12 protein-coding genes are annotated in these 13,035 nt (G+C 48.7%); 8 read left to right on the top strand and 4 right to left on the bottom strand.

Annotated features, from left to right (window positions below; translation table 11 throughout):
- Window positions 1-73: 73 nt before the first annotated feature.
- The 5 genes from PHI12_11575 to PHI12_11555 all read left to right on the top strand — a co-directional run bounded on the left by PHI12_11575 (window position 74) and on the right by PHI12_11555 (window position 5,759).
- Window positions 74-424 (top strand): TraR/DksA C4-type zinc finger protein, encoded by a 351-nt coding sequence (locus tag PHI12_11575; GenBank protein ID MDD5511429.1) that lies wholly within the window; start codon window positions 74-76, stop codon window positions 422-424.
- Between the two features lie 52 nt (window positions 425-476).
- Window positions 477-710, top strand: a complete 234-nt coding sequence (secE, locus tag PHI12_11570; protein MDD5511428.1) for a preprotein translocase subunit SecE — start codon at window positions 477-479, stop codon at window positions 708-710.
- A 111-nt stretch (window positions 711-821) separates the two neighbouring features.
- Window positions 822-2,675 carry an ATP-dependent zinc metalloprotease FtsH gene (ftsH, locus tag PHI12_11565; GenBank protein MDD5511427.1) on the top strand — a complete coding sequence of 618 codons (1,854 nt, stop codon included), beginning with the start codon at window positions 822-824 and terminating at the stop codon, window positions 2,673-2,675.
- 132 nt (window positions 2,676-2,807) lie between these two features.
- Window positions 2,808-3,665 carry a DegV family protein gene (locus PHI12_11560; GenBank protein MDD5511426.1) on the top strand — a complete coding sequence of 286 codons (858 nt, stop codon included), beginning with the start codon at window positions 2,808-2,810 and terminating at the stop codon, window positions 3,663-3,665.
- A 756-nt stretch (window positions 3,666-4,421) separates the two neighbouring features.
- Window positions 4,422-5,759, top strand: a complete 1,338-nt coding sequence (locus PHI12_11555) for a putative DNA binding domain-containing protein (protein ID MDD5511425.1) — start codon at window positions 4,422-4,424, stop codon at window positions 5,757-5,759.
- Window positions 5,760-5,816: 57 nt separating this feature from the next.
- Here PHI12_11555 and PHI12_11550 read toward each other — a convergent pair whose 3' ends face one another.
- Window positions 5,817-6,689 (bottom strand): DUF72 domain-containing protein, encoded by an 873-nt coding sequence (locus tag PHI12_11550; protein MDD5511424.1) that lies wholly within the window; start codon window positions 6,687-6,689, stop codon window positions 5,817-5,819.
- A gap of 127 nt (window positions 6,690-6,816) precedes the next feature.
- On the opposite strand from PHI12_11550, the gene lexA reads away from it, so the two are divergent.
- The 3 genes from lexA to PHI12_11535 all read left to right on the top strand — a co-directional run bounded on the left by lexA (window position 6,817) and on the right by PHI12_11535 (window position 10,944).
- A complete protein-coding gene (lexA, locus tag PHI12_11545; GenBank protein MDD5511423.1) occupies window positions 6,817-7,440 on the top strand; it encodes a transcriptional repressor LexA in 624 nt (207 codons plus the stop codon).
- Window positions 7,441-7,523: 83 nt separating this feature from the next.
- Window positions 7,524-7,772 carry a DUF6504 family protein gene (locus tag PHI12_11540; GenBank protein ID MDD5511422.1) on the top strand — a complete coding sequence of 83 codons (249 nt, stop codon included), beginning with the start codon at window positions 7,524-7,526 and terminating at the stop codon, window positions 7,770-7,772.
- A 10-nt stretch (window positions 7,773-7,782) separates the two neighbouring features.
- Window positions 7,783-10,944, top strand: a complete 3,162-nt coding sequence (locus tag PHI12_11535; protein ID MDD5511421.1) for a DNA polymerase III subunit alpha — start codon at window positions 7,783-7,785, stop codon at window positions 10,942-10,944.
- On the opposite strand, the gene PHI12_11530 is transcribed toward PHI12_11535, so the two are convergent.
- The 3 genes from PHI12_11530 to PHI12_11520 form a co-directional block, all read right to left on the bottom strand.
- On the bottom strand, window positions 10,930-11,415 hold the full coding sequence (locus PHI12_11530) for a hypothetical protein (GenBank protein ID MDD5511420.1): 486 nt from the start codon (window positions 11,413-11,415) through the stop codon (window positions 10,930-10,932). The two genes, PHI12_11535 and PHI12_11530, sit on opposite strands and share 15 nt — an antisense overlap.
- A gap of 33 nt (window positions 11,416-11,448) precedes the next feature.
- A complete protein-coding gene (locus PHI12_11525) occupies window positions 11,449-11,745 on the bottom strand; it encodes a hypothetical protein (GenBank protein MDD5511419.1) in 297 nt (98 codons plus the stop codon).
- A gap of 165 nt (window positions 11,746-11,910) precedes the next feature.
- Window positions 11,911-13,035, bottom strand: a 1,125-nt coding sequence (locus PHI12_11520) for a DNA polymerase III subunit beta (protein MDD5511418.1), incomplete at its 5' end; no start/stop codon positions are given.

Raw genomic sequence — 13,035 nt, 5'->3', positions numbered from 1 at the left:
ATCATATAAACTATTTCAGTCACACTTACCTATTAAAGGTAGAAGGCTTTGAGCAAATTTAAGGAGAGTAAATATGGCGGTAATGACTAGTGAAGTCCAGGTACATCTGGAGAGAGAGCGGCTGCGCTCACGTACGAGGCTTAATCAACTCGCACATAGCGAATACCTGCTTGAAGACGTGGAGTTTGTGAAAGCTGCCAGTCTATACATAAGTCTGGAAAACCATCTGGCAGCAGTCGAGCATGCTCTGTATAAGATTGAGCAGGGTACCTATGGGATATGTGATAAATGCGGACAACAGATAGAACCTAGACGCTTGGAGGCTTTACCTGATACTGCTCTGTGTGTCGCTTGTAAGGAACTCGAGGAAAAGCATGCCAGCCCGAGCAGTAACGGGAGATTCTTTGCAACCGATATCTATTAACCAAATGTATGGGAGTAGATGATAATTAAGGCTCCTGATGATCGAGGGGATTATGATCACGCAACACAAAGTCTGCAGGAAAGACAATACAAAAGGCGGTGGCAGAATCGTCTTATTTTTCCGCGATATTACTACTGAACTGAAAAAAGTTGTATGGCCTTCTAAACGTGAGGTGGCCTATTTAACCATTGTCGCAATAGTAGTATCCACTATTACCGGCATTGCACTCGGGGCAATAGACTTAGCCTTCACCAACCTGGTTAAGGATTTCTTTTTGAGTAGTTAAACGATGATATTCATCTGTACTAAATGTGCCTGTTATCTCAATATACCAGGCATTAACATATGTGATATTAGATAGCATGTCTTTACGTGATTAAGTGCCGAGGGAAGTAAGATGCATAAAAAAGAAAGCCGTAATAACTGGATTATAATCAACATAATTATTTTCATATCACTTATTTTCTTCTTCCGTAATGTGGTGGCTCCAAGCATTGAGCCAAAGGAGGTGCCTTACAGCCAGCTTATTGAGGCTATTGAGGAGCAGAATGTGGCAGAAGCGAGTATTGGAGAGTCGAAGATCAATTGGAAACAGAAAGATAGCGAACAGGCGATGGTAACGACCAGAATACCGGGTATTGACGAAAGTGAACTGGTTGCTAAGCTGCGTGAGAGCGGCGCCGAATTCTCAGGCGTGATATCAAGTAACCTGTGGTCTACTTTTCTCGTCTGGATACTACCGACAATTATTTTTGGATTGATATGGTTTTTTATTATCCGACGTATGGGAAGCGGCCAGCAGCAATTTCTTAGCTTCGGGAAAAGTGGGGCCAAGTTATATAATAAGGGCTCGGTAAAAATCAATTTTAGTGATGTCGCCGGAGTAGATGAGGCCATAGCTGAACTTAAGGAGATAGTAGACTTCCTCAGAAATCCGTCAAAATATAAGGCACTGGGAGGAAGAATCCCCAGAGGAGTTCTGCTCACTGGACCTCCGGGTACGGGCAAGACGCTCCTCTCCCGGGCGACTGCGGGCGAGGCCGGAGTACCCTTCTATAGTATGAGTGGCAGCCAGTTTGTGGAGATGTTCGTTGGCTTGGGCGCAGCTCGGGTACGGGACCTCTTCAACCAAGCCAAAAAGAACGCGCCTTGTATCGTCTTTATTGATGAGATTGATACCGTTGGCCGAGCGCGTGGTGGGGTGGTGATGGGTGGTCTGCAAGAACAAGAGCAGACCCTGAATCAACTGCTGACTGAAATGGATGGTTTTGACCCGTCGAAGGGTGTGATTATAATGGCGGCTACTAACCGCCCCGATATGCTGGATCCAGCGCTGCTTCGGCCAGGGAGATTCGATCGGCAGATAGTTTTGGATAAGCCAGATATGAAAGGGCGTGAGGAGATACTTAAAGTCCATGCTAAAGAGGTGAAGCTCATTCACAATATAAATCTGCACACTATTGCCGCACGCACCCCCGGATTTGCCGGCGCTGAGTTGGCCAACTTGATTAACGAGGCCGCTCTTCTTGCGGCCCGGCAAGGTAAACAAGCGGTTGAGATGTCAGATTTAGAGGAGGCCATTGATCGGGTAATGATTGGACTGGAGCGAAAGAGCCGTGCTCTCAGTGACGAGGAGAAGAACACCGTGGCTCACCACGAGATGGGGCATGCGCTAGTGGCCTTACTTCTACCTCATGTTGACCCATTACATCGTGTTTCTGTCATACCCAGAGGAACAGCTGCCTTGGGTATGACTCAACAGCTCCCGCTTCAGGATCGTTATCTTTATACCGAAGAGGAGTTGGAGGATAAGATAGCAGTACTTCTAGGAGGTAGAGCTGCTGAGGAATTGTTCTGTGGCCAGGTATCTACCGGCGCTCAGAATGACTTATACCTGGCAACACAAATTGCAAGGCACATGATATGCGATTTCGGTATGAGTAAGAAGCTAGGGCCTCTTGCATTGAGTGACTATGGGGATCTTTTCCAGAGTGGTTATCGTAATCCGTTTCAGGGAAAGCAATACAGCGAAGAAACAGCCAGAGATATTGATGAAGAGATTCATGCCGTGGTTATCAAAAATTATAAACGCGCACAGGCCCTGCTGGAAGCAAACAGGGAATTTCTTGAAACAATTACCAAGGAATTAAAGGAGAGGGAGAGTATGGATGGGATAGAGTTGAGGCGGAAGTTGGAGGAAGCAAAAGCAGCCAAGCTAATGCCGCCAGAATCAACCGATACCTTATTCTGAAGTATCTGGCATCGGCTAGAACATTTGCAGATACTGTTATGGCTAGATGCCGGGTTCAATTAACTAATTAATGAGAATTTGCTATGAAAGAAAAGGAGGAAATCACACACTATTATATATAGGTGGACAATAATGAGAAAAGTAGCTGTTATAGTTGACAGTATTGCCAGAATGCCGCCAGGGGTGCCAGAAGAACATGACATCACGATATTACCTTTCCATATCTCTATGGGTGGCAAAGACTACCTAGACACTACCATTGAGAAGGAGCTGCTCTACTCCCGCCTTATGAGCAAAGACCTGCCTACCGTCGCACCTCCTTCTCCGGGGGAGATGGCAGAGGCCTTTTGGCAGATAAGTCAGAGGGCCAAGGCTATTCTGTATATCACCATGACATCCCGCTTCTCCGGAGAGTACGAAAGGGTAACAAGAGTCAAGAAAAGCATTGAGCAGGAATTGCCTGGCGTTGTCATTGAGGTGATTGATTCCCTCACTATTGCCTGTGCTGAGGCTCTTATTGCCATTGAGGCAGCAAAAGTGGCGGGTCAAGGAAAGAGCCTATCAGAGGTAGTGGGGATTACCCGTCAGATGGTGCAGCGTGTGTCCGCCCTATCAGTGCGAGATTCCCTTTATTATTTCGACAAGTCCGGAAGACTGGGCAAAGAACGTCCCCTGGCTGGTTCCCCAGTTCCTCTGGCGCCGGTCCTGGAGATAGATGCCGTTACAGGTGGGATAACGCGGGCTGTGTCGAAGCATATAACCGTAGCTAAAGCGGTAGAAAACATGCTCGAGATAATGAAGGGGAGAAGTGCAAACAAGAAGTTGCATGTTATGGTAGGACACTTCTATAAGCCCGATACGGCAGGGGAACTGAGAGATAAGATTTTGTCCGAATTCCAACCTGTTGAGTTCTATCTCACTGAAATGTCACAAGTAAGCGCTATCATTAACGGACCGTATATTGACCTGGCCTTTTTTACCGAAGATTGAGAGTATCTCCCGGAACATCTTTGGATGTACTGCACGATGGCTCAGCGCGTTAAGCTTTAAATGCTCCGGAAAGTTAAATTACCCTCGCAAACCCATTGTATTCTTATAATGAGTGCACTAGTTGACTGATTCCCGGTCCCTGATAATGCTTCTATTCCTGTCGCCTGTGGCTGGGATTATTAAATCATTGCCATTTGAACTGCCCCGTAACCTATCTGTATGCCATTTGATTTTTGTTTCCGCTGTGCTGAGCTCCTTAATCTTTTTCCCGATTTACTTCGGTGTGACCAAGACCATACCAAAATTTGACTCTCTGACCAGGGCTTCGGATAAAAGCCGAGCCAAGTTCAAAAGATACCTCGGAAGATGGGGCTATCCTGGGCTGGCTGTTATGGTTGCCATACCGGGGCCGGGTACCGGGGCAATAGTGGTTTCTACAATAGCCTCGGCTCTCCGACTAAATCTGTGGAAGTCCTATTTTGCAGTTCTAGTTGGGTGTGCTACACAAGGGGGAATACTAGCTGGAATATGCAATGGAGTATCATGACTATAGAGGATACGAGATAGTACAACCATCTGGTTACGCTAAAGGGCATGGAGCTATTGCGTTATAAGCATCGAAAAAAGAATTGAATGCCTTTTGCACAAAGTAGCGTGACGTTCACATGGCGATACCAGTAAGAAAACGTAGATGTGTCGCACATATCCAAACTTTCACGCTAGTGCTATAATCTGGGCACTGGGAGTGAAAGGTCAATGGTTTTTGAAGGCAGATCGATTGACGAAATAGCTGACGCCGAAATTGATCAGCTCGTAAGAGAACATGTTTCTGAACGGCGGCACCTGGAATTCAAGGTGACTGTTAACCACCAAGATGACCAAGACAGGCTGGAGTTACTACGTGATATTGTTTCGATGTCCAACGGTGGTGGAGGATATCTAATTATAGGCATCCGTGATGACGGAAAGGGCCGTGCGCAAAAGTACGAGCCGTCTATGGTTGGGGACTTAAACAAGATTAGGCGGGCGATCTTATATCTATGCCTTGATCACATCTCCGAACGTATAGATGACTTGGAGATTCGACCCCGCATCGTAAACGGTAATCCGTTGTTAATCGTCCGAGTGCCTGTTAGTGCACGGATCCCCCATATGGTTACGTTTCAAAATCGGACTGAGTTCTACACACGATATGAAGACGGAAAAAGAGAAATGACATTAAGTGAAATCCGTGAGGCGTTCAATCAGGACCTGGTCGCTCGCAGGCTGTCCAAGATCGAAGTGCAACTTAGCGCCATGACATCTTCCCAGGAAGTACTGACGCAAAGAAAGGGAATCTCAGAGAAAGTAGCATCGGGAGTGTTTCCCCGCTTCCTAACGATAGAAAACGGGGAGATTCTGGCAGACACGACCTCACAACGATTCGTTGAAGAGATTGACGAAAAACCATTTTTCAGAGTCGCGATAACACCTGCAAATCCACACGCGGAGCTTATCGACGTAGAGTCGGAAGATGCCCGGAGACTGTTAGGGAGTCCTCCAGGTTCGAGAAGAGCAGGCTGGAATATGGAGGGGCAATATTCCCGGATTGAAAGATTTGAGGAAGGGGTCCGCCAAGGGGCAAAAGACTCTAGGTATCTCGAGCTAATGAGCAATGGACACATGGAATTTTGGAAGCCTCTTGACGAAGAGTTCTGTTGGCGCCAGTCTTCAGAGGAATTTCGTATCAAACCACGACTCTACTCAATTCCCGTCATAGAATACCCTGCTACATTCTTGAGGTTATACCGGGCGATAGTGGATGCACTTCATGTTAAAGGTGAGTTTCTAATTGACCTTCAGTATAGGAACCTGAAGGGGTACACCTTGAATCCCTACGCTCCCAGAAGTGTCAGTTTCATGTTTTCGGATGGAAGGGTAAAGACGTTCGAAGGTCAGCATTTAATAGTGCCTCGCAAGAAAGTAGCAGGGAACTTCGAGGCAGACCGAGTGGCTTACGACCTTGTCCGCGTAGTCTATGCGGCATTTGGCGTGGAGGCGAAACTAATTCCATTCTACACAAGCGAGGGGAAATTTGTTTTCCCAACCTCTTAGACCCAATTTCCACACGTCACATTAGCTTAGAATGTTACTTCATGGTGATTATTGCATCTATATTTCCCTGTCGTTTTCTGTATCGTCAGGTACAGGGGGACGGCCAACAGGTAGTTCAAGCCGCTTCATTATTGAAACTGCGTTACGTGGGGCAAATGCTTGCCAGTGATTATTGAAAAAGGCGAAGGCGATTCGAGTATTGAGTGACGCACGTTTCACTCTCTGTGCCAATTCACTAATTTCGTCTTCTGAATACAGGTACTTGTACCTGGTTTCACTATTACCGATCCACCACATCTCTTTATTTCTGCCGTGAAAGCGGAAGTAGGCTATGTTGGATGTTAAGGGTAGCTCCTGTGCTACGGAAGTACTGAACTTGGGTTCGTCTACCTGTACCCAAGAGACACTATGATTTCTGAGAATGGCTTCGGTTCTCGGGTCGTCGCTCCAGCTGCGGTGCCTCAACTCCACAGAAAGCGGGTATTGACCAAATACGCTGATAACCGCGGCCAAGATCTGCTGCCCAAAGCTGTCATTCTTGAAGCTAGGCGGGAACTGGGCAAGAAGCGCTCCCAGCTTACCGGAATTGGCCATAGGCTCGATGCTTTGCTTGAAAAGATCCACGTCATCCTGTGATATCGCGGCTTCCTCTCCGGTAGCTTCCTCAAACATATTGGGGTGGGTGAACTTCTGCCAGAGCTTGACTGTGAATAGGAAGTCCCTTGGTACTCTACGAACCCAGTTATGGACATAGCCAGGGTTCGGCGGCCGGTAGAATGAGCTGTTGATCTCTACCGCATTAAAGAACTGGCTGTAGTACTCAAGCTCGTTAATCTTACCGGTAGGATAGAAATGTCCTGTCCATGAGCCCTCTCCCTTGGGGTAAGACCACCCCGAAGTGCCGATATAGAGCTTTGCTGAATCAGCCATCCGACTACCTCCGCATTACAGAGAAATGATACCACAAATGATTCCTTAGTTGGACAAAAAAGGCTTGACAAAACTACTGCTCTATTATAACATTTGTTCCATAGAACAATTGTTATAGGTGAGAACTATGGAAAGTATATCCGACAGGCAGAAAAGCATTCTGGACTTCATCACGCGATTCATCAGCGACCAGGGCTACTCCCCTTCTGTTAGAGATGTAGTGCGAAACTGCGGCATAAGCTCATCATCTGTTGCCCAGTACCACTTGAATGCTCTCGAGAGGAAAGGGTATATCAGCCGCGGCCGAGAAATTTCCAGAAGTATCGGGCTAACGAAGAGGCCGGGCGTAAATGCCATACCTGTATTGGGGACGATTGCAGCCGGTCAGCCTATCCCGGTTCCTGACTCCGATAACTGGACTGCCCTGGCAGAGGAGAGCATCGAAGTACCCCATGAAATTGCCCGTGGTCTTGAAGGGGTATACGCCCTCAAGGTTAAGGGAACATCCATGATTGACGCTTTGATAGATGACGGAGATATCGTTGTGATGCAGCAGGCCAGCACCGCCCAGGATGGAGAGACAGTTGCGGCATGGCTGAAGGACGAGCAGGAAGTAACACTAAAGAAGATCTACCACGAAAAGGACCGGATTCGCCTTCAGCCGGCGAACAAGGATATGAAGCCGATTTACTGCAAGCAGGATGATGTTGATGTGCAAGGCAGGGTAATCGGGGTGATAAGAAAGCTTTAGGATCTAATGCAAGCCTTTTGCCGGTATTGAGTTGATCGGCATTCAAGACCATCATCAGTCAACAACTATTGTGAGAGATTGCTGTGTCGAAGCTTATCAACGAACCGATCCAATTGCACCGGGATAATACGTCTAACAAGACATCCTTCATCTGGAGGAAGCGCCTCTATAGAGTGGAGCGGGTCCTCGACTGGTGGAGAGAACCGGCAGCCTGGTGGGATGAAGAGCCGCTTTGTCTTTTCGTCCGCGTCAACGCCGCAAACACCAGCACCGGGACCTACGAACTCTGCAAATGCAGCGACAAGTGGCTGATCTCAAGAATACTGGATTAAAGGTTGAACGATGGCCTTTGTCCACCTCCATGTCCATTCCCCATACAGCTTTTACGACGGCGCTTCGTCATTAGACAAGCTCCTTGATAAAGCTGTATCTCTGGATATGCCCGCCTTAGCCATCACCGACCATGACCGTTTGACAGCAGCGGTAAGGTTTTACCAGAAGGCAAAAGCTTTAGGGATTAAGCCGATCATAGGCGCTGAGGTCACTCTGGAAGGAGGCTACCATCTTACCCTGCTCTGTAAGAACACGAAGGGGTACTCAAAACTGTGCCGGTTGCTGACAAAGGCCCACCTGTCCAGCAAAGGAAGAGAGCCGCAGACCAGCAGGGAAATGCTTGCCGTAAGCAGCGAGGGCCTAATAGCACTAAGCGGATGTGATAAAGGTGAAATACCGTCATTGCTCTACAGAAATGAAGAAGCGAAGCTCAGTAAAGCGGTGCAGTTTTATCGGGAGGTTTTCGCTGACGATTTCTTTATCGAGCTCATCCGCTACCCTTCAAGAACAATAGATATGCAGACTAACAGGCTGGCTGGTTTCGCCCGGGAAGAGGGCCTGCCGGTAGTGGCTACCAATAATGTCCATTATGCTGAGATGGAAGAGTACAGGATCAAGGAAATGCTTAACGCCATAGGACAGAATATACCAGTTTCTCAGTTGGCGACTTGCCGCACCGTAGAGCAGTACCTCAAATCAGAGAAAGAGATGAGGCGGCTGTTCAGGGATATCCCGGAGGCCTTAGCGAACACCGAGGTGATCGCGTCGAGGTGTAATCTGGAACTGGAGCTGGGGAAACCTCGCTTTCCCAAATTCACTATTCCCGAAGGGGAAACCGATTATAGTTATTTAACGAAGATGGCTCATACGGGAGTATCGCGGAAATATCGTGTCGTGACTGCTGAGATATTGAATCGGCTGGATTATGAGCTCGACACGATCAGGAAGCTCGGCTTCTGCGGCTACTTTTTAGTTGTTTGGGACATAGTGAGATGGGCGAGAGAACAGGGTATCAGATGTCAGGCGCGGGGTAGCGCTGTGGATAGCCTGGTTGTTTATGCGCTTGATATCAGCAACGTCAATCCCATCGAGCAGGATTTGCTGTTCGAGCGCTTTATGCATCCCTTGAGGAGGGAACTTCCGGACATAGACCTCGACGTTGACCGGACAAGGCGAGAGGAGGCAAGAGATTACATTCACCGTAAGTATGGTGACGCCAATGTTGCTTGTGTCTCTACGATCAATACCTACATGGCAAGAGGCTCCATCCGTGATGTTGGAAAGGTACTGCAGATACCGAAGGCGATAATAGAAGAGGCCTGTAAGGGGATTCATTACTTGTCTGCTGAGAGGCTCATGAAGTATGCCGATAGTCTTCCCGAGCTCAAGAACAATAGGATATACCGTAGGGACGACCTGAACGGCTTCTTTCAGCTGTGTACTGCTATCGACGGATTCCCCAAGCATCTTTCGGTTCACCTGGGTGGCCTGCTCATTACCAGCGGTGATCTTACCGACATGGTCCCCCTCGAGAGATCCAGCGGCGGCGACATCATCAGCCAGTACGATAAGGATGACATAGAGAGCCTGGGGATAGTTAAGCTAGACCTGCTTTCTCTGCCTACCTTGACCGTGATCGGCGATACTATAGCTAATATTAAGAAAGAGCGCGGTATCGACATTGATCTGGGACTTATTCCGAAGGATGACCCCGAGACTTTCGCCATGCTCAGAGACGGCAAAACCATAGGCACGTTCCAGCTTGAGTCCCCGGCGCAAAGAGAGATGGCGGGCAGGATGATGCCGGACTGCTTCGAGGATATTATCATTTCGCTGTCTCTGGTTAGGCCCGGGCCTTTGAAATCAAGCATGGATAAGACCTATCTTCCCCGGAGACACGGCACTGAGCCCGTGAGATACATTCACCCGAAACTGAAGAATGCCCTTGGTGAAACGCTGGGCGTGATACTTTACCAGGAGCAGGTACTAAGGGTAGCTCATGATCTGGCTGGAATGAGCTATGCCGAGGCAGATGGCTTCCGGCGGGCCATGACCCACGACCGCACGCATGAAGAGATGGAGAAAATGCGGGATGCTTTCATCTCAAACTGTCTCAAAAGAGGCATTAGTCAGAAGACTGCCGATAAGGTATTTGAGCAGCTGGCCGCCTTCGCCGCCTATGGATTTTGTAAGGCTCATGCCGCTGCTTATGCCGAGCTTGCCTATCAGACTATCTGGCTCAAGTGCCACTATCCAGCAGAATTCTTTGCTGCCGTTCTGTCCAACCAGCCTATGGGATACTATCCTTGCCGGGTATTGGTAGCCGATGCCCGGAGGTTCGGGGTTAGAGTCTTACCTGTCGAAATCAATAAGTCTGAATCGGATTATACCGTTGAAAACGGGGCAATAAGGGTCAGCTTGAGGCAGGTTAAGAGGATGTCGGAAGAAGCACTAAACTCAATACTATCAGGAAGGAATAAGGGCGATTACCTATCGCTTATGGATTTTGTCACGAGGACAAATTTGAGTCGGCTGTTGCTGGAAAGACTTCTAGAGATTGGTGCTTTTGATTCCCTTGGTAGCAGGGGCGAGCTGCTTAAGCTACTACCCAAGGTGATGGGACTGCGGGGTAAGGGGCTTAGGGGGCCAGTCTCTTTTATTGATATCTGCGAACCGGATGCTGAAGTAGCGAGATCCAAGTCTTGTAGTAATAAGGAACTAATGTTAGCCGAGAGCGAAATCCTGTCCTTGAATCTCTGCGCCCATCCTCTAGAGTTTTATCAGCACGAAGGTAAAATCACCAGGATGATCGATCTGCCATCTATTCCTACAGGAAGTACTGTTGAAATTATTGGTTCTGTCATCCGTTACCAGACACCGCCGGCACGAAATGGCAAGAGAGTGGTCTATGTGATCATGGAGGACGGTACCGGAATAGCTGATATTACCGTCTTTAGCGACGTGCAAGAAAAGTGTGGTCATGTTTTGTTTAGGGAAGGTTGGTTATCAGTACAGGGAAAGGTACAGAGAAGGGGTCAAAAAGCGCTGTCAATTATTGCCGAGAAGCTATCCCCGTTAAAAAGCAACAGCGAATTCGTAAAACAAAAGGCCTGGGGGAAGATATTCCCTCAGGCCTTTCAAATAAATCAGATTCCTTTAGAATTCGAATAGCTCCGGCTGCTCAGCTTTGCTTTGCGCTTCAGCTTCCTCCCGCTCCATTCGTCTATCCGCCCTCTCCCGTTCCTGCCTTACCTTGGCCCGCTGACGGTATATCCAGTCCTTAAGCCTCTTAAGCTCACCCATCTGGTAGTCATCAAGGCTCTCTACCCGGATATCTTCCGGCATCTGGCCACCTTTATGCCGGGTATAAGTTCTGGTAGAGACATAGAGATATATCCTGCTCCAGTCGTGATCCATCGGGAAACTCAGTCCGGCGGTGTAGAGATAGGCGCAGGCCTCGGCATCGGTACCGGTTTCATCTTCCCCCTTAGAGGCCCTGATGCTCAACTCCAGCCTGTCCATCGTGATGGCTCCCTTAATCCAGTCGGGTAAGGTGTCACCCCACCCTCCAGGGAATACCAGTATCGGGTCGGTAAATATCCCCACGATATCACTCACCATAGAATCTCCTGTTTTTGGCACAAATACCCTCCTATATTTTCTTTAGTTTCTTTATTAGCCGACTAATACCGGCTGCCGGCCGTGGCTGGCTATCCGTCTCTCCACCTCAATAGCTCCGTCGGGTAAATCATTACGGACAGCCTTGATCGAGGACTTGATGTAGTCAATCCGCTCAATATCGCAAACAAGCCGTACTAAGCGCTGATCAAGATACTGGGGCAGATTGGGTATCTTGCGGGCTTCATTAGCCACAATCCTGGCCTGCGCAAGTGGTTCGGCGGCCTGGTTTACAAACTCCTCGACCATGTCCATCGCCTCACTTACCAGTAGCGCCCTCCATCTAATGGGCACAGTTTCACCTCCTCTCTTTAGATTTGCCCCTTACCACGCATAAAGAGATGGGGTATTACTCCCACGCACTGGGGAGCAATACCCCTCTATTCCTGAAAAAAGCAAAAAAGCGGGGTCTCCCCCGCTTCTCTGCGTTGGCTTTCTTATGAGTTCAAGCGTTCAATTTCAGGCTACAGCGACTGGCTCTCTTACCTTGCCCTTACGCTTCGGCTTTGTCTCAGCTTCTGGCTCGGCTACCTCTACCTCTGGCTCGGTAACTTCTGGCTCGGCTTCCGTTACCTCATCGGCTACCCCTTCGCTCTCGGCTTCGCTAGCCTCTTTATCCTCTTGCCTTACCCCTGAAGTCAACATCGGCATTACCACCAGCTTATAGCCGTTAGTGGTAAAGAGGACTGGCGACTTGCCATCGGTGAGCTTTAGCTCTGGCATACCGCCACACGCCTTTAACGCCTCGGCAAGGTAACTGCCATCAATCCTCACCCTGTTAGCCTCACCCTCAATATCGGCTGGCATTGTGGCTTGCCCCTTATCATCGGGACTTGTCATTACCATATAGCCGTTTTCAAAGGTAATGTCTATCGGGAAGGAATTGCTGTCGGCTAGTGCTTTCAGTGTGCCGATTGCCTTACCTGCCTCAACAGTATCAAAGTGAGCGGTTGTCCTAGCCTCGATTGGTATTAGCTTCTCATAGTCGGGAAACTTACCATCCAAGCTAGTCCACGTATAACGTATTAGCTCGGTGTCAATAGTGAGCGTCTTGATGTCCTCACCATCAAAGCTAACCCTTGCTCTCTTGGCGCTCCGTAAGGCGTTAGCTATTCCTGCCAAATCCTCACGGCTTATCAGGACTTCGCCCTCTCCGTCATAGTCAAGACTTACTACCGCCAGTCTAAAGCCGTCGGCGCTTACCATCGTTAGCTTACCCTCTTTAGCCGTAAAGAGGACACATTGTAATACTGGTCGAGTGTCCTCAGTAGCGGTAAAGGGTAATACCCTCGATAGCGCTTCCGCTAGCTCCAGACTGCCGATGTTAGGCGTTATGACGTTACGAGAGGTAACCCTCACCTCACAGAGTGTCATCGGCGTGTTATCACCTATCCACGCTCCGTCATCAAGCTGACTGGTATTAGCTCCACAGACCACCTTAAGCCGTTTACTAACAGCCTGCGTCTCGCTAGCACTGTCATTGAAAGGCGTAACTTTTACGATGTTACTACCATTCAGCGACTTAAGGTAACCGAGTAAGCCCTTACGCCCAATGGTAAAGTCCAGTAGCGTTACCCTGTCGGC

It is taken from the genome of Dehalococcoidales bacterium (assembly GCA_028716225.1).
Taxonomy (GTDB): domain Bacteria; phylum Chloroflexota; class Dehalococcoidia; order Dehalococcoidales; family UBA5760; genus UBA5760.
Note: the sequence above shows the minus strand (reverse complement) of the source record. Positions and strands in the feature narration are given on the sequence as shown.

Coding starts and splice junctions, on each gene's coding strand:
- PHI12_11575 (MDD5511429.1), top strand. CDS start 74: ATGGCGGTAATGACTAGTGAAGTCCAGGTACATCTGGAGAGAGAGCGG.
- secE (MDD5511428.1), top strand. CDS start 477: ATGATCACGCAACACAAAGTCTGCAGGAAAGACAATACAAAAGGCGGT.
- ftsH (MDD5511427.1), top strand. CDS start 822: ATGCATAAAAAAGAAAGCCGTAATAACTGGATTATAATCAACATAATT.
- PHI12_11560 (MDD5511426.1), top strand. CDS start 2,808: ATGAGAAAAGTAGCTGTTATAGTTGACAGTATTGCCAGAATGCCGCCA.
- PHI12_11555 (MDD5511425.1), top strand. CDS start 4,422: ATGGTTTTTGAAGGCAGATCGATTGACGAAATAGCTGACGCCGAAATT.
- PHI12_11550 (MDD5511424.1), bottom strand. CDS start 6,689: ATGGCTGATTCAGCAAAGCTCTATATCGGCACTTCGGGGTGGTCTTAC.
- lexA (MDD5511423.1), top strand. CDS start 6,817: ATGGAAAGTATATCCGACAGGCAGAAAAGCATTCTGGACTTCATCACG.
- PHI12_11535 (MDD5511421.1), top strand. CDS start 7,783: ATGGCCTTTGTCCACCTCCATGTCCATTCCCCATACAGCTTTTACGAC.